Raw genomic sequence first — 21253 nt, 5'->3', positions numbered from 1 at the left:
GGGCCGGGCGTTCGGCGCTCAGGCCATTACATGTTGCTGTTGATCGCCTGTGCGGCGTCGATCTTGTCCTGGCCCACGTCGTCGACGAACTGGTCCCAGACCGGCTTCATCGTGGCGACCCAGGCCGCGCGCTGCTCGGCGGTCAGTTCGCGCACCGTGCCGCCGGCGTCGATGATCGCCTGCCTGGCTTCCTGGTTGACCTTGAAGCTCTCCGCGTTGCGGGTTTCGGTCACCTCGCCGATGATGGTCCCCAGCTGGTCGCGCACGTCCGCGTCCAGGCCTTCCCACCAATCCACGTTGGTCACGACAAGATAGTCGATCACGCCGTGGTTGGTCTCGGTGATGCCGTCCTGCACCTCGAAGAACTTCTGGCCGTAGATGTTGGACCAGGTGTTTTCCTGCCCGTCGACAACGCCGGTCTGCAATGCGCCGTAGACCTCGGAAAAGGCCATCGGCTGCGGGCTGCCGCCCAGGGCTGCCATCTGCGCCTTGAGCACCTCGGAGTTCTGCACGCGGAATTTCAGACCTTCGGCATCACCGGGATCGACCAGCGGCTTGTTGGCCGACATCTGTTTCATGCCGTTGTGCCAGAAGGCCAGGCCCAGCAGGCCGCGGCGAGTCATGGATTCCTTCATCTCCTGCCCGGTGTCGGACTGCTGGAAGGCGTTGACCGCATCGATGTCCTTGAACATGAACGGCAGGTCGAAGATACGGAACTGCTTGGTGAACTGCTCGAACTTCGACAGCGAGGGCGCGGCCAGTTGGACGTCGCCCTGCAGCATCGCCTCAAGCACCTGATCGTCGTTGTAGAGGGTCGAGTTCGGGAAGACCTCCATGCAGGCCTTGCCATCCATCTCGGCGTTCACGCGCTCGGCCAGCAGGGTGGCAGCGATGCCCTTGGGGTGACGGTCGGTGTTGGTGACATGGCTGAACTTGATGACAAGCTCACCCTCGTCGCAGGCGGCCTGGGCACCGGTGGCACCGGTCACGACAAGGGCCGCCGCCGCGGCGGTCATCAGAAACTTTTTCATGGGTATCCTCCCAGATACGGTTTTCAGTTTCGCGGCACCCCTCCTCGAGGCACCGGATGCCGAATAGAAAGCCGCCTGTTCCGAATCGGATCAAGAGCGCGTGATCGGAAACTCCCTCGCGTCGCTTTCCTGAAACAAAATCATATCGTTACGATGGAACTCCTCGCGCGACCGGCGTCTTGGCACCGCAGGTCGTGCGATTCTCCGCACAGCTATTTCCGCTCGCTGTGCGGAAATCCGCACAGATCGTGCAATGGTCGCGAATCCCTGTACCCACAGGCGGGATGCAGCATCAGCCCCGGTAGGTCTCGGGTTTCAGGCCGTATTTGGCCAGTTTGTCATAAAAGGTCTTGCGCGGCAGTTTCAGCGCCTCGGCGGCAAGCCGTGCCTGTCCCTCGTTCTTGCGCAGCGCCTCGATCAGCAGGGATCGTTCGACCTGCGCCATTCGCTCGGCCAGGCCGAGACTGCCCTCCGGCGCGGCCACGTCGCCCAGACCCAGCACAAAGCGCATGGCCGTGCTCATCAATGCACGGGCGTTGCCCGGCCAATCCTGTGCCATAAGGCTGGAGATCAGGTCCTCGGTGATCTCGGGTGGCGCAAGCCCGGCCTGTTCCGCGGCCTGGGCGACGTAATGCCGGAACAGAACCGGGATGTCCTCGGGCCGTTCCGCCAGCGACGGGATACGCACTTGGCAAACCTCGAGGCGGTAATAGAGATCACTGGACATCTCGCCCTTTTCCGCGGCAACCGCCAGATCCTGCGTGCTGCCCCCGATCAAGACCGCGTCGCCCTGTTCCATGAGGTCGATCAATGCCAATTGCGTGTCCTGGCTGAGCGCGCCGATCCCGTCGAGAAACAGCGACCCGCCTGCGCAGCTTTGCCAGAGCGCCTGCAGTTCGGCCCGGTCCAGCCCCGCCGCCGCGCGTTTCTGGAACGGCGCCTTGGCCCGGGGTGACGCCAGGTGGATGACCTCGGCCACCTTGGAAATGCCGGTGCCCGGCGCGCCCGTCACCAGCGCCTCTGTCCCGGCACGCGCGGCGATGCGCACGCGGGCCCGCAGCCGTTCCGCCGCGGGAGAGATTCCGAAGATCAGCCGCGCCGCCGGGTCGCCGGTTTCCAGTTGCGCCTTCAGCCGGCGGTTTTCCAGCACCAGGCCACGCGTCTTGAGCGCGCGGCGCACGACAGCGGTGAAATCCGCAGGGCTGCAGGGCTTTTCCAGGAAATCGAAGGCGCCTTGCGACATGGCCCGTACAGCCATCGGGATGTCGCCTTCTCCGGTCAACAGGATCACCGGCAGTTCCGGGTCCTGCTGGTGCGCATAATCCAACAGGTGAAAGCCATCGCGCCCGGGCATCCTGATATCCGAGACGATCACGCCCTCGAAATCCGGGCGGATCCGATCCTTGGCCTCGACGAAGGACCCCGCCGTCAGAGTATCGAAATCCGCCAGTTCCAACGACTGCCCCAGCGCCTCTCGCACCGAGGCGTCGTCATCGACCAGCAGCACCCGGCTGACCATCATGCTGGGCCTCCCCAGGGACGGTGGGCGGGGCGAGGTTTCGTCCGCAGGGCGGGACATGCGTCGTCGTTTGTCCTCACGCGGCCATCTCCGCCCGCCAGTAATCCAGTTCGACCGAGAACAGCGCCCCGGTTTCCGTGTTGGTGCCACGAATGCGGCCGCCAAAGCTTTGCACCAGACCATAGGAAATCGACAGGCCCAATCCCATCCCGTCCCCTACCTGCTTGGTCGAATAGAAGGGTTCGAACACCTTCTCCGGATCGGCGATGCCAGGTCCGCTGTCCTGCACCCGCACCTCCAGCCGGTCGCCCAGCACCAGCGAGACCTCGATCACCTTGACCTCCTGTCCCGACATGGCGTCGGCCGCATTGTTGATGAGGTTGACGAAAACCTGCCCCAGACGCACCTCGCCGCCCATGACCCAGATCGGCGCGGGCCAGGATGCCGGGTTCCAGTGCAGTGTCACGCCATCGGATTTCAACCGGGCCTCCGTCATCTCCACCGCCGAAGTCAGCACCGCCACCACATCGACCTTGCCCATCGGCTCGGCCTCGTTTCGGGCAAAGGCGCGCAGGTTCTTGATGATCCGCGCCGCCCGCGCTGCCAGCCCTGCGATCCGGTCCAGGTTGGCGCGCGCCTTCTCCGGCTTGCCCTTGTCCAGAAAGGCCGCGCCGTTCTCGGCGAACTGGCCGATGGCCATCAGCGGCTGGTTCAACTCGTGACTTATGCCCGCCGACATCTGCCCCAACGCGCTCAGCTTGCCAGCCTCCACCAGCTCTGCCTGCGCCCGTCGCAACGCGGCCTCGGCTTCTTCGCGTTCCGACACCTCGCGCCGCAGCGCCAGGTTCGCCTGTTCCAGATCCTGCGTGCGGTCCCTGACCCGCCCTTCCAGTCGCGCGTTGGCGATGCTGAGCGCGCGCCGCCGTTCGGTCGCCAGGAACAATAACGAACCGAAGAAGAGGCAGAGCACGACCACAACGGCAGTCTGCAACCAGGCAAGCCTGCGCGCCGGCCCCACGTCCACCAGCGCCTCTCCGGTCAGGCCGATCACCGGAAGCGGTTGAACCAGGTGCAGCGCCGCAGGCGGGACATAGGGGCTGAGACGCTGGTGCCAGACCTCATGTTCGCCGACCATCCGCCTGTCGACATCGACAACCGCCCCGCCGGGGCCGATCATCGCGTTGTCGGTGCGCTGCCAGAACAGCAGTTCCGACCGGTTGGTGACGAAGACCTGGTTCATCGCGTCGGTAAAGAAGACCGAAGGGCGCGACCCGCTCCACTCCCATTCCAGCGCCTCGATGTCGGCCACCAGCACCAACACGCCGCGCACCTTGCCATCGGGTCCGAAATCCGGCGCACCGTGGAAATAGGCACGCCGGGCAGCGCCCGCGCTGATCCCGCGATCGGCCCCGAGAGCCCCGTTGACCGCCCGAAGAAACCAGGGCTGTGCCGACAGATCGACAGGGACCTCGCCCCGGGCAGAGGCCAGGACGCGCCCGTCGCGATCCGCGTAAAAAGCGTTCAGCGCGCCCGTATGGTCAAGGTTGCGCAACAGCACCGCCTCCGCCGCGCCTCGGTCGCCACCTGTGTGCAAGGCCGCGAAGGCCGGGTGATCGGCAAGTGACACCGCCAGAGAGCGATAGCGCTGCAACCCTGTCACCAGCCTGTCGGCGGCCAGCCTCAGGTCCGACCGGCCCTGTGCCTCGACCTGGCGCAGCGCCTCGGCATAGCTGGTGGTCCAGACGATCCAGCCCAGCCCCGCGACCGCGGCCAGGAACAGCCCGACGATGGGGGCGCGTGCTGTGGGTCCGTCTCTCATGACCAGCGATCATAGACCCCTCTTGCCTGTGCTGCCAAGACACGCCAAGCATCCGCCATGCAGCGCTTTTCCCAAGACCCGACCGAAGCCGGATTCGTCCAGGACCCCTACCCGTTCTACGATCGTATGCGCGCCGCCGGCGACCTGGCCTGGTGGGAGGACTACGCGATGCCCTGCGCGGTTTCTCACCGGGCGGTCAGCGCACTCTTGCGCGACCGCCGTTTCGGGCGGGAAATCCCGCCGGAACTGGCACCGACTGTCCCGCCCCACATGGCCCCTTTCTACGCGGTCGAGGCGCATTCCATGCTGGAGCTGGAACCGCCGCGCCACACCCGCCTGCGAGGGCTTGTTCTGCGCGCGTTCACCTCGCGCCGGATCAAGGCGTTGGGGCCCGAGATCGCGCAGCTCTCGCATGACCTGATCGACCGCCTGCCCGAAGGCGACTGTGACCTGTTGACCGGCTTTTGCCAACCGCTGCCAGTGATCGTGATCTGTCGCCTGCTGGGAGTGCCGGAGGCCCAGGCAGAACAACTGCTGGCCTGGTCGAACGCGATGGTCGCGATGTACCAGGCCCGCCGTGACCGCGCGATCGAGGACAGTGCAGCGCGCGCAGCGCAGGAGTTTTCCGATTTCCTCAAGGGCTATGTCGAATCCCGACGCGGCCAGCCCGGCGATGACCTCATAACGCATCTAATTGCCGCCGAAGAGGATGGCGAGAAGCTCTCGACCGACGAACTGATCACCACCTGCATCCTGCTGTTGAACGCGGGCCACGAGGCGACCGTGCACACGCTGGGCAACGGTATCAAATGCCTGTTGGAACGAGGGCATGGCATCACGTCGGATTCGGCCGACACCACGGTCGAGGAGATCCTGCGTTTTGACCCGCCCCTGCACATGTTCACCCGTTACGCCTATGAAGAGGTGGAGGTTTTCGGGCATCCCTTCCGGCGCGGAGACCAGGTGGCACTGTTGCTGGGGGCCGCCAACCGCGATCCCGCCGTCTGGCCCGACCCGGCGCGTTTTGATCCGGCACGCCCGATCAGCGCCAACACCAGTTTCGGCGCCGGTCTGCACTTCTGCGTCGGTGCGCCGCTGGCGCGGCTGGAACTGCAAACGGCGCTGCCGATCCTGTTCGAACGCCTGCCGACCTTGCGATTGGCCGAACCTCCGCGCTACGCCAACTTGTATCATTTTCACGGACTGGAGCGGCTCCTGGTCAGCACACCCTGACGCGGGCCAAGCGCTTGCGGTCACAAGGGCAGTGCCGTCGTCGCCTTGATCTCTTCCATCGACAAGAGCGCGGTGACGTTGTGCACTTTCACCTCTGAAATCAGCGCTTGGTAGAACACGTCATAGGCGCGGGCGTTCTTCACCCGCACCTTCAGGATATAGTCGATATCGCCCGCCAGCCGATGCGCTTCCTGCACTTCGGGGCGTTCCTTCAACGCCTTGAGGAACTTCGCCTGCCAGTCCGCCTCATGCTCTGACGTGCGGATGAGGACAAAGAACGTCGCCTCGAAGCCCAGCTTCTCGGCATCGAGGACAACGGTCTGCTGACCCAGCACACCGCCCTCGCGCAGCTTGCGAATCCGGTTCCAGACCGGGGTCTTGGAGGACCCCACTTTCCTGGCGATCTCGTCCAGCGACTGCCCGGCATCACGCTGCAGTTCCGCAAGAATTTTCCGATCTGTCTCGTCGATCTTCACCGCTGTTCTTCCTCTCGGCCGGTATTGGAACATTCCTCCGCACAGGCACGACTGGTAGAACAAATGTTCTTAGTTTTCCAGCCCCATAGGCAAAACGGGGGACGATTTCCTATTATCAAGGGCAGACGCAAGGAGTTCCGAAGTGCAGCACTTCCCGATCTTTCTCGATCTCGCCGGGCGGCGGGTGATTGTTTCCGGCGGCGGCGATGCCGCTTTGGCCAAGCTGCGCCTGCTCCTCAAGACAGAGGCGCAGATCACCGTCTTTGCCGCCCATCCCGACAGCCAGATCATCGCCTGGGCCGCCGAAGGCGCCTTGACGCTGGTGCGTCGCGCCCTGGAACCGGGCGACACGCTTTGCGCCGTGCTGTTCTACGGCGCCAACGAGGACGCCGACGAGGATGCCCGCACGGCCGCGCTGGCCCGCGCAGAGGGCGCGCTGGTCAATGTCGTCGACAACCTGCAGGACAGCCAGTTCATCACGCCTGCCATCGTCGACCGCGACCCGGTGACCGTGGCCATCGGCACCGAGGGCGCCGCCCCGGTTCTGGCCCGGGCGATCAAGGCCGACCTCGAAGAGCGCCTGCCCGCCACGCTGGGCACGCTGGCGCGCATCGGCAAGACGTTCCGCAAGATGGCCGAGGCACTGCCCTTTGGCCGCGCACGTCGCGACTTTTGGCAGGACTACTACTTCTACGCCGGTCCCCGCGCCATCACGCAGGGAGAAGAGGCCGTCGACGAGGCGCTGGACGACCTGCTGGCCCGTCATCTTGAGCGCGATCAACGCCCCGGGCACATCTCCTTTGTCGGCGCCGGCCCCGGCGATCCCGACCTGCTGACCCTGAAGGCGCGCAAGGCGCTGGATGCCGCCGACGTGGTGATCCACGACCGGCTGGTGCCGCAACCGATCCTGGAGCTGGCCCGCCGCGAGGCCACCATGATTGATGTGGGCAAGACCGGGTTCGGCCCCTCGACCGCACAGGAAGACATCGACGCGCTGATCGTCAAGCACGGTCTCGAAGGCGCACAGGTGGTGCGGCTCAAGGGCGGGGACTGCACCGTCTTCGGCCGCCTGGACGAGGAAATCGAGGCGGTCCTGGCCGCAGGCCTGTCCTATGACGTGGTGCCCGGTATCACCGCCGCCTCTGCCGCCGTCGCCTCGATCGGCCAGTCGATCACGAAGCGCGGGCGCAATGCCGCGGCGCGGGTGATGACCGGCCACGACATGCAGGGTTTTGCCGATCACGACTGGCGCAGCCTGGCCCGTCCCGGCGAGGTCGCCGCGATCTACATGGGCAAGCGCGCCGCGCATTTCCTGCAGGGTCGGCTGATGATGCACGGCGCCGCGCCCGACACCCCCGTCACCGTGGTCGAGAACGCCTCGCGTCCCGACCAGCAGGTGCTGGAAACCACGCTGGACCGTTTGGCCGCCGATCTTGGCACCGCCGGTTTCGACGGCCCTGCCCTCATGCTTTACGGCCTCGCCCCGCGCGATGGCCTTCCCGTCACGACATTCGATCAGGAGGCTCACCCTTGGCCCGCAAATTCACTCCCAAAGTCGTCACAGCAAACGCCCTCCTCGCTGGCGACGTCGTCTATCTGACCGCCGACGACCGGTGGAGCCCGGACCTGCGCGAGGCGGAACTGCTGACCGACGAGGCCCACGCCCAGTTGCGGCTGGTCGAGGCCAGCGCGCGGCATTCCGAGGTGGTCGGCGTCTACCTCGCCGACATGGCACCTGGCGCCGACGGCCCCGAACCCACGCACTTCCGCGAGGCTTTCCGCCGCACCGGCCCTTCGAACTACGCGCACGGCAAACAGGCCGAGCTGTAAGATTTTCCGACCCCACGCGCCAAGGCGCAAAGGAGACGACAGATGTACGCATACAATGACTTCGACGCCGCTTTCGTGGCGGAACGCAACCGCCAGTTCCGCGCCCAGGTGGAGCGCCGCATCGACGGTTCGCTGACCGAGGACGAGTTCAAGCCGCTGCGCCTGATGAACGGCCTGTATCTGCAATTGCACGCCTACATGCTGCGCGTCGCCATCCCCTATGGCACCCTGAACAGCGCCCAGATGCGGCAGCTGGCCTATATCGCCGAGCGCTGGGACAAGGGATATGGCCATTTCACCACGCGGCAGAACATCCAGTACAACTGGCCCAAGCTCAAGGACGTGCCGGACATGCTGGACGCGCTGGCCGAGGTCGAGATGCACGCCATCCAGACATCGGGCAACACGATCCGCAACGTGACCGCCGATCACTTTGCCGGGGCCGCAGCCGACGAGATCGCAGATCCGCGCCCGGTGGCCGAACTCCTGCGCCAGTGGTCGACCGATCACCCGGAATTCCAGTTCCTGCCGCGCAAGTTCAAGATCGCAGTCACCGGCTCGCCCAATGACCGCGCCGTGACTGCCGCCCATGACCTGGCCATCCGGATCGTCGAGAAGGACGGGCGGATCGGATATGCCGTTCTGGTCGGTGGCGGGTTGGGTCGAACACCGATGATCGGCAAGATCATCAACGAGTTTGTCCCGCAAGAAGACCTGCTGCCTTACGTCGAGGCCGTCGTCTCGGTCTGGAACCTGCTGGGTCGCCGCGACAACAAGTACAAGGCGCGCATCAAGATCACCGTGCACGAGCACGGCATCGAAGAAATCCGCCGTCTGGTCGAAGCGCGGTTCGCCGAGACCAAGGCCGCGTTCAACGGCGCCGACCTCGAGCTGTTCGAGACGATCAAGGGCCATTTCGCGGCGCCTTCGTTCGCGAAACGCCCCGTTTCGGCCTTTGACCGTGCCTATGACAACGATCCGGTCTTTCGCGCCTGGGCGGACACCAACCTGTCCGACCACCAGGCCGAGGGCTATGCCATCGCGCAGATCAGCCTCAAGGCGCATGGCGAAACGCCGGGCGACGCCACGGCGGACCAGATGCGCGTCATGGCGGATATCGCGCAGGAATTCGGCCATGACGAGTTGCGCATCAGCCACGAGCAGAACGTAATCCTGCCGCATGTCCACAAGGACGATCTGCCGGAGATCCACGCCCGGCTGAAGGCGCACGGGCTGGCCACTGCCAATATCGGGCTGGTGTCCGACATCATCGCCTGCCCCGGCATGGACTATTGCGCCCTTGCCACCGCGCGTTCGATCCCGATCGCGCAGGAGATCGCCACGCGGTTCGACGAGTTGAAGATCGAGCACGAGATCGGCGACCTGAAGATCAAGATCTCGGGCTGCATCAATGCGTGCGGGCATCACCACGTCGGCCATATCGGCATTCTTGGCCTGGACCGCGCTGGGGTGGAGAACTACCAGATCACCCTTGGCGGCGATCACACCGAAACCGCGGCCCTTGGCACCCGCACCGGCCCCGGATTTTCGGCCGAAGAAATCGTGCCGGCCATCGAACGCATCGTGGACGCCTACCTCGACAACCGCGACAGCGCCGATGAGACCTTCTTGCAAACCTATCGCCGCCTGGGCATGACACCCTTCAAGACGGCACTCTACGGTGAAAAGGCCGACAAGCGGTCCGAGGCGGCCTGATCCGATGAATGCCTTCACCCCGCCCAGACCTGCCGCGCAGGACACGCGGCAGGACATGACCGACCGCGCCGAACGGGTCGCGGCGCTGAACGCGCGTTATCGCCATCACAGCGCCACCTCGGTCCTGGAAGGCGCGTTGCGCGATCCCGACGCCGGGCAACTGGCGTTGGTGTCCTCCTTCGGGGCTGAATCGGTGGCGCTGCTGCACCTTGTGGCGATGGTGGACCGCAAGACGCCGGTACTGTTCATCGACACGCGGCTGTTGTTCGCGGAAACCCTGGCCTACCAGCAGGAGGTGGCGGAAAGGTTGCGGCTGGAGAACCTTCGGATCATCCGCACCGACCGCGAGACACTGGAGAAGCGCGACCCCTATGGCGCGTTGCGGATGACGGACACCGATGCCTGCTGCGCCCTGCGCAAGACAGAGCCGCTGAACGCCGCGCTGGACGGGTTCGACGGCTGGATCACCGGGCGCAAGCGCTATCAGTCCGGCACCCGCGCCGCATTGGAGTTCTTTGAACTCGAGGACGGCACCGGCCGGATCAAGCTGAACCCGCTGGCCCATTGGACGCCCGAGGACGTACGTGCCTACATGGAGGAGAACCGCCTTCCCAAGCATCCGCTGGTGGCACAGGGGTATCCATCCATCGGCTGCCAGCCCTGCACGTCCAAGGTGGCACCCGGAGAAGATCCCCGCTCGGGCCGCTGGCGCGGGCAGGACAAGGAAGAATGCGGCATCCATTTCGTGAATGGCCGCCCCGTCAGAAACGCCCCCGGTGGCGGCGAGACACAAGGAGAAAAGGCATGACGATCATCGTGCGCGACGACGGCTTTCACGCCGAGGATTGGAACGGCGACTTCGACGGTCCGGCAGCCCAGGACCTGCCGTCCGACACCGCCCCGGACAGCCTCGCCTTTGACGACGACACCGGCATGATCCGCATCGACTTTCCCAGCTTTGCGGACGGGCGCGGCTTTACCCTGGCGCGGCTTCTGCGCCTGCGCGGGTACACCGGCCGACTGCGGGCGCGCGGGCACGTGATCGCGGATCAATATGCAATGGCCCGCCGCGCCGGTTTCGACGAGGTCGAGATCGACGAGGCATTGGCCGAACGCCAGCCGGAGGATCAATGGGTATTCCGCGCCGACTGGCGCGCCCATGACTACCAGGCACGGATGCGCGGCACCGCCTGACGCATTTCGCGACGTTGACGGGCGCAGGCCGGGGCAATCCCGGCCCGCGCCCTTGCGCCGCCTTTCACCTGATGCAGATCAAAGCTAGATATGAGGTGCCGGTTTACCTAACCGGCAGGACGACATGACAGAGATGAGCCCCGTGACCGACGCCACCGCAACCGAGACCGCCCGCGCGCCCCGCACCCTTGCCGTGCCGGACGCCCAGACCGTGACCGAGGTCAAACACTATACCGACCGGCTGTTTTCCTTCCGCTGCACGCGCCCCGCATCGCTGCGCTTCCGCTCGGGCGAGTTCGTCATGATCGGCCTGATGGGCGATCCCGATCCCAAGACCGGCAAGCAAAAACCGCTCTTGCGCGCTTATTCCATCGCCTCGCCCTCATGGGACGAAGAGCTGGAGTTCTACTCGATCAAGGTGCAGGACGGCCCTCTGACCTCGAAGCTGCAGCACATCAAGCCGGGCGACCAGATCATCCTGCGGCCCAAGCCCGTGGGCACGCTGGTGCACGACGCCCTGCTGCCCGGCAAGCGGCTGTGGTTCTTCGCCACCGGCACCGGCTTTGCGCCCTTCTCGTCGCTGTTGCGCGAACCGCAGACCTATGAGGACTACGATGAGATCATCATCACCCACACCTGCCGCGAGGCCGGCGAACTGACCTACGGCCGCGAGATCATCGAGAGCCTGAAGACCGACGAACTGCTGGCCGAGGTTATCGGCGAAGGCTTCTGGAAGAAGATCAAGTATTACCCGACCACGACCCGCGAAGAGAGCGCCAAGATGGGCCGCATCACCGACCTGATGCGCTCGGGCGAGGCCTTCGAGGACCTGGGCGTTGCCCCGCTCAACCCCGACACCGACCGGGCCATGATCTGCGGCAACCTGGCCTTCAACCTTGAACTGAAAGAGATGCTGGAGGAATACGGGCTGGAAGAAGGCGCGAATTCCGACCCGAAGCATTACGTTGTCGAAAAGGCCTTTCTCGACTGAGAAAGCCTCCAATCTCTGGCAAGCGAAAGGGCCGTCCGATCAGGCGGCCCTTTTGCATTGCGGGGAGAGACATGCGGCACCGGGGCACAAGACCAATACCCGGTCCGCATACAAGGTCTCAATCACGCGCGGCGCCGCGACCACGGTCGGGGACCGTGGCAGGCATGAATGGCACCACGCGATTGGTCGCGCTCGGCGCGCACCGTTGCGCTGGTCAATCCGCGACGCAGTCGGCGAAGTAGCTGACCTCGCCGGTCTTGCCGGTCTCTTGCAGCAGGCCATGGATATCGGTCTCGAACCCGGGACATTCGCGGGAAAATTCGCGGTTGAAACGCAGGTAGTCCACGATCTCCTTGCTGAAGATCTCGCCCGGAACAAGAAGCGGAATACCCGGTGGATACGGGGTAACTAGGCTTGTGGTCACACGACCTTCGAGATCGTCGATTCCGACCCTCTCGGTCTTCCTCCGCGCGATGTGTGAAAAGGCTTCTGATGGCGACATGGCCGGGTAATGATCGCTGGTGTAGATCTTGGTTGTCAAACGGGCCACGTCATATTTCGCATAGAGTTCATGCACATGCTGGGACAGATCCTTGAGCCCCATGTGTTCGTAGCGGGACTGCTTGGCGCAGAATTCCGGCATGACGCGCCAAAGCGGCTGGTTCCGGTCATAATCGTCCTTGCACTGCTGGAGCGCGGCGAGAAGCGTGTTCCACCGGCCTTTGGTGATGCCGATGGTGAACATGATGAAGAAACTGTAGAGGCCGGTCTTTTCGACAACGACGCCATGTTCGGCCAAGTACTTCGAGACAATCGAGGCCGGGATGCCGGTTTCTTCGAACCGGCCATCGATGTTGAGCCCGGGCGTTATGATCGTCGCCTTGATCGGGTCCAGCATGTTGAAGTTGCGGGCCATGTCGCCAAAGCCGTGCCAGGCGTCTTCGCCCGAGCTTTCGACCGCTTCGCTGTCGGTCTTCTTCAGTTCCCAGTCCTTGGCTCTGCCAATCCCGTCTTCGGCAAGCTCGTCCGGTCCCCAGACCTGGAACCACCAGTCATTGCCGTACTCTGCGTCGACCTTGCGCATGGCCCGCCTGAAATCGAGCGCCTCCAGCAAGCTTTCTTCGACAAGGGCGGTGCCACCCGGTGGCTCCATCATGGCCGCCGCGACATCGCAGCTGGCGATGATCGAATACTGCGGACTCGTCGACGTGTGCATCAGATAGGATTCATTGAACAGGTGACGGTCGAGCTTCGTCTCCTCGGAGTCCTGCACGAGAATATGGCTGGCCTAGCTGATTCCGGCCAGGAGCTTGTGAACCGATTGGGTGGCGTAGGTCACGGAATGTTTCGTGCGCGGCCTCCGGCGCCCCATCGCGTGGTAGGTGCCATAGAACGGGTGAAAGGCGGCATGAGGCAGCCAGGCCTCGTCGAAGTGCAGCGTTTCGACATAACCGTCCAGCAGGTCCTTCACCACTTCGGTATTGTAGAGAACACCGTCATAGGTGGATTGCGTCAGCGTCAGGATGCGGGGTTTTACCTGATCGGCATCAAGCCCTTCCAATTGCGGATTTGCCCGGATCTTGGCGCGGATCGCCTCCGGCTCGAACTCGGACCGCTGAATGGGGCCGATGATGCCCCAGTGGTTGCGCGTCGGCTTGAGGAAGATCGGGATCGCTCCGGTCATTATGATCGCGTGCAATACCGACTTGTGGCAATTGCGGTCCACCAGCACGACATCGTCCCGGGCGACGCTGTGATGCCAGACCATCTTGTTCGACGTCGAGGTGCCGTTGGTCACGAAAAAGCAGTGATCGGCATTGAAGATCCGCGCCGCATTCCGTTCCGACGCCCCGATGGCCCCATTGTGATCCAGCAGTTGCCCCAGTTCCTCGACCGAGTTGCAGACATCGGCTCGCAGCATGTTTTCGCCGTAAAACTGGTGATACATCTGCCCGATGGGCGATTTCAGGAAAGCGACCCCGCCGGAATGCCCGGGGCAGTGCCACGAGTACGAGCCGTCCTCGGCGTAGTCGAGAAGCGCCTTGAAGAACGGCGGCTGGATATATTCGAGATAGTTCTTCGCTTCACGGATGATGTGGCGGGCGACGAATTCGGGCGTGTCCTCGAAGGCGTGGATGAATCCGTGCAACTCTCGCAGGACGTCATTCGGCAGGTGCCGCGATGTCTTCGTCTCGCCGTAGATGTAGATCGGCACGTCCTCGTTCTTGGAACGCACTTCCTCGATGAAATGCCGGAGGTTGAGAACCGCCGGATCGAGGTCCGGGCCGGGGCTGAACTCCTCGTCGTCGATGGACAGGACGAACGCAGAGGCCCGGCTTTGCTGTTGCGCGAACTGTGACAGGTCGCCGTAGCTGGTTGCGCCCAGGACTTCGAACCCCTCGTTTTCCAACGCCCCTGCAAGCGCGCGAATTCCAAAGCCCGAGGTGTTTTCGGACCGGAAGTCCTCGTCGATGATGACGATGGGAAAGCGAAACTTCATCTGTCTATCCTTGATGCGACCCTGAACGCGGGATTGTTCTCAAAGCCTCGGCAACCGCGTTGACGTCACGATAGACCACGCGGAACAGGCATCCAAGATCCACAGGGCGCACGACCTCTTTTCGGTGCGGCCTCTTTCCGAGCCGGGCAGTCGCCAAGTCCGCCAGATCGTACCGGGGCAGACAAGACCGCCCGCCATTCCCGGTTCTGTTGCCCGACATCGTATCCTGCCGACGAAGATACCGTCTTGATGCCAGGCGACAAAACAAAAGGGCCACCCGATCGGGCGGCCCTTCTGCGTCGCGGTGTGGACGGGTCCTATTCTTCGAGCCCCAGAAGCGCCTTGACCTGGTCCAGCGCGGTCTGGGTGATCTCGGGATTGTCCCGGACAGATTCCAGCGCGGCCTTGGCGCTGGCCTTTTTCAACTCGCCCAGCTCGGAGTTGTCGATGTAGTCGATCACCTTGTCATAGTCGAAGCCTTCAACGGTCAGCAGCTCCTGGATCGACGGAGCCTCGGCCGTTTCGACAGGCTCGGCGGCAGGATCAGCCGCGGGTTCGGCGGCGGGGTCCGCCGTTTCGACGGGCTCGGCTGCCGGATCGGCGGCGGGCTCTGCGGTCGGTTCCGCAGTTTCGACAGGGTCGACCGCCGGATCCGCGGTTTCGACGGGTTCGACCACCGGATCGGCGGTTGCCGAGGGCTCCAGCACCGGCTCCGAAGCCGGGTCAGCCGTCTCGACAGGCTCGGCGGCGGGGTCTGCGGCCGGCTCGGCGGTCTCGGCAGGCTCTGCTGCGGGGGCCGGATCGACGGCCTCGGGCGCATCGGCGTCGACAAGGGCGGTGTCCACCACATCCTCGGCGTCCTTGGCCACGTCCATCGTCGCGTCGGCGGCATCCTTGGCGGCATCCACGGTCACGTCAGCCGCATCCCTGGCCGCGTCCACGGTCGCATCCGCGGCATCCTTGGCTGCATCCACCGTCTTGTCCGCGGCACCGGCCAGTGCATCGCCAAGCGCTGCCTTGCCCTCTGCGACGTCCTTGGCGGCATCCGCCAGCGCGGTTTCGGCGGCATCCACGGTCTTGTCGGCGGCGTCCTTGGCCGCGTCCAACGTGGCATCCGCTGCGTCCTTGGCGCTGTCGGCCACATCCTTGGCGGTGTCGACGGTCGTGTCCGCTGCGTCCTTGGCCACGTCCACGGCATCCTCTGCCGCGTCCTTGGCCGCCTCTTCGGCCTTTTCAGCCGCTTCGGCCGCCGCCAGTTCGGCAGCCCGGGCCGCCTCGGCCGCGGCGCGCGCCGCTTCTTCCTTGGCCTGCTGGTCTGTGTACCACAGATAGCCACCCACGCCCGCTGCAACCGCCACCAGGACGAAGATCAGGTTTCTCATGAGAACCTCCATCACGTTCCGCCCCGCGCGCCGGTGCGCAGGGTTCCTAGGAAGCGGTGTGCGACGCTCCCCCGCCAGCTTCAAGCGGAATCCGATTGCAAGTGGTGCACAGGCGTGGAATTGCCGCTTGAAAGCCTATGCGGCCAAGTTTACCTTGCCACCCTGATGAAAACCGCAAATGGAGCATTCCGATAGCCCGCAGACCACATAACGCGCCGCCCACGCGCGACACAGGCCCCCGAGTGAACGACCGTATCCGGGCCCCTGAAATCCGGCTCATTGGCGCCGAAGGCGAAAACGTCGGTGTCGTCACGCCTGCCCGTGCGATGGACCTGGCCGAACAAGCCGGGTTGGATCTCGTTGAAATCTCGCCCAATGCAACGCCGCCGGTCTGCAAGATCATGGACTACGGCAAGTTCAAGTACGAACAGCAGAAGCGAGAATCCGAGGCGCGCAAGAAGCAGAAGATCATCGAGGTCAAGGAGGTCAAGTTCCGCCCGAACACCGACACCCATGACTACGAGGTCAAGATGCGCAACGTGTTCAAGTTCCTCGAGAACGGCGACAAGGTGAAGGTCACCTTGCGGTTCCGCGGACGCGAGATGGCGCACCAGAACCTTGGCCGCGAACTGCTGCAACGGGTGGCGGAAGACGTCAAGGAAATCGGCAAGGTCGAGAACATGCCGAAGATGGAAGGCCGCCAGATGGTCATGATGATCGGCCCCTCTGCCAAGTGAGGGACCGGCACATCGCCGCCTGAAAGTGCATCAGCCGCACATGAGCCCGCCGCCAAGGCGGGCTTTTCGTTTCTGCCGCCCAAGCGAGAAAACCTGTCAGAGGAGCTCATCCGCATGAACTGGGACAATCGTTTCGCCACCGAAGAGTATGTTTTCGGCACTTCCCCCTCGGGCTTTCTGACTGCGCATGCAGGGCTGATTCCACAGGGCGCCCGCACGCTGTGCATTGCCGATGGCGAAGGGCGCAATTCGGTCTGGCTGGCACAGCAAGGATGTGATGTCACCGCCTTCGACCTGTCGCCAAATGCCATCGCCAAGGCCGAGAAGCTGGCGGAAAAGGCAGGCGTGGCCCCGGATTTCAATGTCTCTACGATCGAGGACTGGGACTGGAGCCGGACCTATGACTTGGTTGTCGCTGTGTTTTTCCAGTTCCTCTCGCCAGAGGAACGGGCGCCGGTCTTTGCCGGGCTGCGCCGCGCGCTGGCTCCGGGCGGGCGCCTGATGCTGCATGGCTACACGCCGAAACAGGTGGAATACGGCACTGGCGGCCCGGGCGACCCCGCCAATATGTACACCGCAGGGATGCTGCGTCAGTCCTTCCCGGACCTGACCCTGTTGCGGCTTGCGGAATACGAACAGGACCTGCAAGAGGGCGCGGGTCACAAGGGCCGTTCGGCCCTGATCGACCTGATCGGGGACGCACCCCGCTGAACCAACGGGCGCCCTGCCCGCTATTCCGCCACGACGCTGAATCTAATCTGAACAGCAGTACCGCAGAGCCCCCCACCTGCGGCTCAGGCCTCGCGCAGACGGCCGCGCGCCGGGATTTCCTTCAGCAGACCGCCGACACCCATGCCCGCGATGTCCTGCGGTGTGACGGAAACGCCGCAAAGCAGCCGCTCCAGCACCCAGTCCGCGCCATTGAGCGCCGGGGCACGGGCACAGCCCGGCAGGCCGATCACCGGGCGCCCGGCCTGTTCGCCGTAGAACAGCAGGTTGCCGGGATCCACCGGCATTCCGAAATGCGTGACAGAGCCGCCGGCCTGTCGCACCGCCTCTGGCGCCACATCGTGGAAGTCAGAGGTGGCAGACCCCGTCAGGATCAGAACCGCATCCGCGTCGGTCGCCGTGACCGCCTCTGCCAGCGGGCCAACCTTGTGCGGCACCACCTGTTGCGGGCCGATTTGGACCCCCAACCGGTCCAGCCGGTCCTGCGTGACCTTCTGCCCCTTGTCGCCGGTTTCCGACCCGTCGACCGTTGTCTGGATCAATTGCGCCGTCCTGCAGACAACGGGCCGCAGGCGCAGGCCGGATTGCCCCGCGAGACACGCCGCCTCCAGCGCCGCTTCGGGCACCGCGTAAGAGATGATCTTGACCGTCGCCACCATGCCGCCTTTGGCAACGCGCTGCCACTCGGGCACTGTCGCCACGGTGATCATCGGGTGCAGCGCGTTCAGCGCGTGGATGCGGCCCGCCAGGACCTCGACAACACCGGGCGCCTCGGCATGCAGGTTGACACGCCCCGTCGCGGCCTTGCCGATCTTGAGCCCTGCGCGGTGGGGATCAGGGACCAGCGCCTGTGCCAGACGCGCCGCGGCGGCATCCTCGCCGATGTCGCCGGGTTCCAGGCGCGCGGCGATGACCTCGTCCATGCCCGCGCCGCGCAGCTTGTCCAGATCCTCGGGACACAGCACCCGCCCCTTGCGCAGGCGCCCCTTTTCCAGGGCGACGCTATGCGCCAGCACCGCGCCTTCGGCCTCGTCCAGCGGAACGGCGCCGAACTTCATCGCAGGTCCCCGCGGCGCAGCACCTGCGTCATCTGGGCGATGATTGAGACGGCAATTTCCGAAGGACCCGCGGCACCGATGTCCAGCCCGATGGGCGCGTGGATGCGCGCGACCTCATCTTCGGAGAACCCCGCCTCCGTCAGCCGGGTCACGCGCTTGGCATGGGTGCGTGTCGATCCCAGCGCACCGATATAGAAACAGCCAGAGCGCAGCGCCTTTTCCAGCGCCGGATCGTCCAGCTTGGGATCATGGGTCAGAAGGACCAGCGCGGTGCGCGTATCCAGCCCCAACTGTTCCACCGCCTCGTCCGGCCAGTCATGCAACAGCCGCGTGTCGGGAAACCGCTCGGTCGAGGCAAAGGTCTCGCGCGGGTCGATCACCGCCGGGTCATAGCCCGCGATACGCGCCATGGGCAGCAGAGCCTGGGCGATATGCACTGCCCCCACCACGATCAAGCGCAGCGGCGGGTTGTGGATGCCGACAAAGACACGGCTGTCCGGCTCGAACCCGGATCGGTCCATCCGAAAGCGGTCGGGAAACCTCTGCCGGTCCAGCCAGCGGTCGCTGCGGTCCAAATCGACGACGTAGGCGACCGGCTCGCGCGCAGCGCGGGCCTTGACCAGATCCTCGAGCAGGAGTTCGGGCAGGACATCCCCCACCGGCTCCACCAGCACGCGGATCGTACCGCCGCAGGCCAGACCCACGGCAAAGGCATCCTGATCCGAAACTCCGAATTCCAGCTCGCGCAGCTCCCCCGATTCCAGCGCCTCCAACGCCTCGACGATCACCGCGCCCTCGACGCACCCGCCGGAGACCGAGCCTTCGATCTGACCCTTGCCGGAAATCGCCAGCTGGCTGCCGACGCGACGCGGGGCAGAGCCCCATGTCTCGACCACCGTGGCCAGCACGGCGCCATCACCCGCCTGATGCCAGGCCAATGCCTGTTCGGGAATCGCGTCTACCCTGTCCATGAATGCCTCTCCCCTGTGACGGGCCATGTCTATCATGTAGGGACGCGGTGTCTCCCCCTTCAATGGTCGGACGGATCAGGCGCCGCGCGTCACGTCATGGCCGTAAAGCCAGTCGAACTGGTGCAGCATCCTTCCCGGTGCGAGGCGTCCGACCACGCCCAGGCCCAGGTGCGCCACGCCGCGCACCAGAGGGTTACGCAGATGATATTTCCAGGCATTGCCATTGGCGGCCTCGATCACCCGGGCCACCCGATCGCGGCGCCGTTGCTGGTAGGTGGCCAGCGCCGAGGCCATGTCCGGCGCCTCTGACAAGGCATCCGCCAGCACCCAGGCGTCTTCCATCGCCATGTTGGCGCCCTGGGCCAGAAAGGGCAGCGTCGGATGGGCCGCATCCCCCAGCAGCACCGCGCCCTCGCCATGCCAGACCCGGGCAACCGGATGGCGGAACAATCCCCAGAGACCAGGCCGATCCGCCCCTGCCAAAAGCCCGGGCACCAGCCCGCCGAAACCCGCGAAGGCCGCGCGCAGGTTGTCGCCCGTGTCCCGGTGGCTCCAGCTTTCCTCGACCCAGCCACGCCGCTCTTCGACCGCAACGAGGTTCACCTGCGCGCCACCGCGAAGCGGGTAGCTGACCATATGGCGCCCCGGCCCCATGTGCACGCGCGCCTCGGGCGGATGATCGACGGTGTTGGGCACAACCGCGCGCCAGGCCACCTGGTTGGTAAAGAAAGGGTCCGCGTCTCCGTTCAGTTCCGGGCGGAGCACGGAATGCAGCCCGTCCGCGCCGATCACCAGGTCGGCCTTGGTGGTATCGCCATTGCAAAGCAGAATTCGCGCGGGCGTGCCCGGCACGACCTTTAGCACCTTTTGCAACAGCCGTACCCGAATACCCGCCGCCCGTGCCCGCGCGGCCAAAAGATCAACCAGGTCGGCCCGGTGCACGAAGCGATAACTTTGCTCGGCGGGCAGCCGGGTCAGATCCAGCCGCAGCACCTCTCGCCCACCCGCATCGCGCAGCGAGACCGCGCGCCCGGCGACCGAAATGGATCGAAACCCCTCGGCAAGTCCAATCGCCTCGATCACGCGCAGGCCGTTGGGACTGACCTGGATCCCGGCGCCCACCTCGCGGATGGCCTCGGCCTGTTCGAGAATGCGCACCTCCGCCCCTCGTGCCCGCAGCGCAAGTGCCGCGGTCAGTCCGCCGATCCCGGCGCCGATGATGGTGATGTCGCGGCCCGTCAGTTCCATGCCCTTCCATTGGCAAAGGAAAAACGCCGAGGCAAGGCCCCGGCGTTTACCATGTCGTGTCCATGTGGTCGCGGCTCAGTCGTCGCGGTGCACCTTCTCACGGCGCTCGTGGCGTTCCTGCGCCTCGAGGCTCATGGTGGCGATCGGACGCGCATCCAGCCGCTTCAGGCTGATCGGTTCGCCGGTCACCTCGCAGTAGCCGTATTCGCCCTCGTCGATCCGACGCAGCGCCTGGTCGATCTTGCTGACCAGCTTGCGCTGACGGTCGCGCGTGCGCAATTCGATCGCGCGGTCGGTTTCCTCGCTGGCACGGTCGGTCACATCAGGGATGTTCCGCGTGCCTTCCTGCAGCGCTTCGATGGTGTCGCGGCTGTCGGACAGCAGCTCGGCCTTCCAGGCCAGCAGCTTGCGGCGAAAGTATTCTGTTTGCCGCTCGTTCATGAACGGTTCGTCTTCGGCCGGACGGTAATCATCGGGCAGAAATGTCTCAGGCTTCATATCCGCTCCCTCATCAACGCCAATATCCGCCATGTTGAAATTCCTCAGATATCTGGCACCCCTGCGGGCAGGCATTAAAGCAAGCCGCGACGGTTGTCACGTCACATTAGTGTCTTTCCCCGGCCGATTTACGGCTGGCCCTTGGTATCTTTGTGACAAGCTTGGGGCGTCCCGGCCAAGCCCTTCTCGCGACTGGATTTCCGGCCGGAAACAGCCCCGTCTAGGCATGGTTGCAGGTCCGTCCATTGCGCTCCCCGCAGGGTTGAGAAGCGGAATGCGACAGGAACGCGCAGGTCTTGTCAGCCACCTTGCCGAACCCCT

At 64.8% G+C, this 21253-nt stretch carries 18 protein-coding genes and 1 pseudogene; 9 read left to right on the top strand and 10 right to left on the bottom strand.

The genetic code is table 11. From position 1 onward, the window contains the following. Nucleotides 1-26 precede the first annotated feature (26 nt). From ACQY5B_RS09765 to ACQY5B_RS09755, 3 genes are all read right to left on the bottom strand, one after another. Nucleotides 27-1031, bottom strand: a complete 1005-nt coding sequence (locus tag ACQY5B_RS09765; RefSeq protein WP_420325422.1) for a DctP family TRAP transporter solute-binding subunit — start codon at nucleotides 1029-1031, stop codon at nucleotides 27-29. Nucleotides 1032-1323: 292 nt separating this feature from the next. Then, nucleotides 1324-2550 carry a sigma-54-dependent transcriptional regulator gene (locus tag ACQY5B_RS09760; RefSeq protein ID WP_306043587.1) on the bottom strand — a complete coding sequence of 409 codons (1227 nt, stop codon included), beginning with the start codon at nucleotides 2548-2550 and terminating at the stop codon, nucleotides 1324-1326. A 76-nt stretch (nucleotides 2551-2626) separates the two neighbouring features. Continuing rightward, on the bottom strand, nucleotides 2627-4369 hold the full coding sequence (locus ACQY5B_RS09755) for a sensor histidine kinase (protein WP_420325423.1): 1743 nt from the start codon (nucleotides 4367-4369) through the stop codon (nucleotides 2627-2629). Between the two features lie 57 nt (nucleotides 4370-4426). On the opposite strand from ACQY5B_RS09755, the gene ACQY5B_RS09750 reads away from it, so the two are divergent. Beyond that, nucleotides 4427-5602: a cytochrome P450 gene (locus tag ACQY5B_RS09750; RefSeq protein ID WP_420325424.1), complete on the top strand. Its 1176-nt coding sequence runs from the start codon at nucleotides 4427-4429 to the stop codon at nucleotides 5600-5602. A gap of 20 nt (nucleotides 5603-5622) precedes the next feature. On the opposite strand, the gene ACQY5B_RS09745 is transcribed toward ACQY5B_RS09750, so the two are convergent. Further along, nucleotides 5623-6111, bottom strand: a complete 489-nt coding sequence (locus ACQY5B_RS09745; RefSeq protein WP_420325425.1) for an Lrp/AsnC family transcriptional regulator — start codon at nucleotides 6109-6111, stop codon at nucleotides 5623-5625. Nucleotides 6112-6220: 109 nt separating this feature from the next. Between ACQY5B_RS09745 and cysG the strand changes: the two genes are divergently transcribed. From cysG to ACQY5B_RS09715, 6 genes are all read left to right on the top strand, one after another. After that, a complete protein-coding gene (gene cysG / locus ACQY5B_RS09740; protein WP_420325426.1) occupies nucleotides 6221-7678 on the top strand; it encodes a siroheme synthase CysG in 1458 nt (485 codons plus the stop codon). Then, entirely contained in the window at nucleotides 7609-7908 is a 300-nt protein-coding gene (locus ACQY5B_RS09735; RefSeq protein ID WP_305968604.1) for a DUF2849 domain-containing protein, read from the top strand. Before cysG ends, ACQY5B_RS09735 begins: the two co-directional genes overlap by 70 nt. Nucleotides 7909-7950: 42 nt before the next feature. Then, entirely contained in the window at nucleotides 7951-9624 is a 1674-nt protein-coding gene (locus tag ACQY5B_RS09730) for a nitrite/sulfite reductase (protein WP_420325427.1), read from the top strand. A 4-nt stretch (nucleotides 9625-9628) separates the two neighbouring features. Then, nucleotides 9629-10432 (top strand): phosphoadenylyl-sulfate reductase, encoded by an 804-nt coding sequence (locus ACQY5B_RS09725; RefSeq protein ID WP_420325428.1) that lies wholly within the window; start codon nucleotides 9629-9631, stop codon nucleotides 10430-10432. Continuing rightward, nucleotides 10429-10818 (top strand): DUF934 domain-containing protein, encoded by a 390-nt coding sequence (locus tag ACQY5B_RS09720; protein ID WP_305968602.1) that lies wholly within the window; start codon nucleotides 10429-10431, stop codon nucleotides 10816-10818. Before ACQY5B_RS09725 ends, ACQY5B_RS09720 begins: the two co-directional genes overlap by 4 nt. A gap of 124 nt (nucleotides 10819-10942) precedes the next feature. Next, nucleotides 10943-11809 (top strand): ferredoxin--NADP reductase, encoded by an 867-nt coding sequence (locus ACQY5B_RS09715; RefSeq protein WP_420325429.1) that lies wholly within the window; start codon nucleotides 10943-10945, stop codon nucleotides 11807-11809. Between the two features lie 214 nt (nucleotides 11810-12023). Here ACQY5B_RS09715 and ACQY5B_RS09710 read toward each other — a convergent pair. Then, nucleotides 12024-14309 (bottom strand): annotated as a pseudogene (locus ACQY5B_RS09710) (Orn/Lys/Arg family decarboxylase). A 317-nt stretch (nucleotides 14310-14626) separates the two neighbouring features. Then, nucleotides 14627-15691 (bottom strand): hypothetical protein, encoded by a 1065-nt coding sequence (locus tag ACQY5B_RS09705; RefSeq protein ID WP_420325430.1) that lies wholly within the window; start codon nucleotides 15689-15691, stop codon nucleotides 14627-14629. A gap of 242 nt (nucleotides 15692-15933) precedes the next feature. On the opposite strand from ACQY5B_RS09705, the gene infC reads away from it, so the two are divergent. Next, nucleotides 15934-16428: a translation initiation factor IF-3 gene (infC, locus tag ACQY5B_RS09700; protein WP_428400339.1), complete on the top strand. Its 495-nt coding sequence runs from the start codon at nucleotides 15934-15936 to the stop codon at nucleotides 16426-16428. A 114-nt stretch (nucleotides 16429-16542) separates the two neighbouring features. Next, complete coding sequence (locus ACQY5B_RS09695; protein WP_420325431.1) at nucleotides 16543-17139, top strand: SAM-dependent methyltransferase; 597 nt, start codon at nucleotides 16543-16545, stop codon at nucleotides 17137-17139. 83 nt (nucleotides 17140-17222) lie between these two features. Here ACQY5B_RS09695 and ACQY5B_RS09690 read toward each other — a convergent pair whose 3' ends face one another. The 4 genes from ACQY5B_RS09690 to dksA form a co-directional block, all read right to left on the bottom strand. After that, nucleotides 17223-18215, bottom strand: coding sequence for a molybdopterin-binding protein (locus ACQY5B_RS09690; RefSeq protein ID WP_420325432.1), 993 nt, complete (start codon nucleotides 18213-18215; stop codon nucleotides 17223-17225). Beyond that, nucleotides 18212-19186 carry an XdhC family protein gene (locus tag ACQY5B_RS09685; RefSeq protein ID WP_420325433.1) on the bottom strand — a complete coding sequence of 325 codons (975 nt, stop codon included), beginning with the start codon at nucleotides 19184-19186 and terminating at the stop codon, nucleotides 18212-18214. The genes ACQY5B_RS09690 and ACQY5B_RS09685 overlap by 4 nt, the downstream gene beginning before the upstream one ends. Nucleotides 19187-19261: 75 nt before the next feature. Next, nucleotides 19262-20434, bottom strand: coding sequence for an FAD-dependent monooxygenase (locus ACQY5B_RS09680; RefSeq protein ID WP_420325434.1), 1173 nt, complete (start codon nucleotides 20432-20434; stop codon nucleotides 19262-19264). 75 nt (nucleotides 20435-20509) lie between these two features. Further along, entirely contained in the window at nucleotides 20510-20932 is a 423-nt protein-coding gene (gene dksA / locus ACQY5B_RS09675; RefSeq protein WP_043145369.1) for an RNA polymerase-binding protein DksA, read from the bottom strand. Nucleotides 20933-21253: the final 321 nt, after the last annotated feature.

The organism is Antarctobacter sp., from assembly GCF_965277915.1.
GTDB lineage: Bacteria > Pseudomonadota > Alphaproteobacteria > Rhodobacterales > Rhodobacteraceae > Antarctobacter.
The sequence above is the reverse complement of the archived record's forward strand: the minus strand, read 5'-3'. Positions and strand labels throughout refer to the sequence as shown.

What these genes read in the sequence shown, in the direction of transcription:
- ACQY5B_RS09745 (WP_420325425.1), bottom strand. Translation starts at nt 6,111, where the DNA reads ATGTTCCAATACCGGCCGAGAGGAAGAACAGCGGTGAAGATCGACGAG.
- ACQY5B_RS09680 (WP_420325434.1), bottom strand. Translation starts at nt 20,434, where the DNA reads ATGGAACTGACGGGCCGCGACATCACCATCATCGGCGCCGGGATCGGC.
- ACQY5B_RS09705 (WP_420325430.1), bottom strand. Translation starts at nt 15,691, where the DNA reads ATGAGAAACCTGATCTTCGTCCTGGTGGCGGTTGCAGCGGGCGTGGGT.
- ACQY5B_RS09725 (WP_420325428.1), top strand. Translation starts at nt 9,629, where the DNA reads ATGAATGCCTTCACCCCGCCCAGACCTGCCGCGCAGGACACGCGGCAG.
- dksA (WP_043145369.1), bottom strand. Translation starts at nt 20,932, where the DNA reads ATGAAGCCTGAGACATTTCTGCCCGATGATTACCGTCCGGCCGAAGAC.
- ACQY5B_RS09695 (WP_420325431.1), top strand. Translation starts at nt 16,543, where the DNA reads ATGAACTGGGACAATCGTTTCGCCACCGAAGAGTATGTTTTCGGCACT.
- ACQY5B_RS09750 (WP_420325424.1), top strand. Translation starts at nt 4,427, where the DNA reads ATGCAGCGCTTTTCCCAAGACCCGACCGAAGCCGGATTCGTCCAGGAC.
- ACQY5B_RS09755 (WP_420325423.1), bottom strand. Translation starts at nt 4,369, where the DNA reads ATGAGAGACGGACCCACAGCACGCGCCCCCATCGTCGGGCTGTTCCTG.
- ACQY5B_RS09730 (WP_420325427.1), top strand. Translation starts at nt 7,951, where the DNA reads ATGTACGCATACAATGACTTCGACGCCGCTTTCGTGGCGGAACGCAAC.
- ACQY5B_RS09720 (WP_305968602.1), top strand. Translation starts at nt 10,429, where the DNA reads ATGACGATCATCGTGCGCGACGACGGCTTTCACGCCGAGGATTGGAAC.
- ACQY5B_RS09715 (WP_420325429.1), top strand. Translation starts at nt 10,943, where the DNA reads ATGACAGAGATGAGCCCCGTGACCGACGCCACCGCAACCGAGACCGCC.
- ACQY5B_RS09690 (WP_420325432.1), bottom strand. Translation starts at nt 18,215, where the DNA reads ATGAAGTTCGGCGCCGTTCCGCTGGACGAGGCCGAAGGCGCGGTGCTG.
- ACQY5B_RS09685 (WP_420325433.1), bottom strand. Translation starts at nt 19,186, where the DNA reads ATGGACAGGGTAGACGCGATTCCCGAACAGGCATTGGCCTGGCATCAG.
- ACQY5B_RS09765 (WP_420325422.1), bottom strand. Translation starts at nt 1,031, where the DNA reads ATGAAAAAGTTTCTGATGACCGCCGCGGCGGCGGCCCTTGTCGTGACC.
- ACQY5B_RS09760 (WP_306043587.1), bottom strand. Translation starts at nt 2,550, where the DNA reads ATGGTCAGCCGGGTGCTGCTGGTCGATGACGACGCCTCGGTGCGAGAG.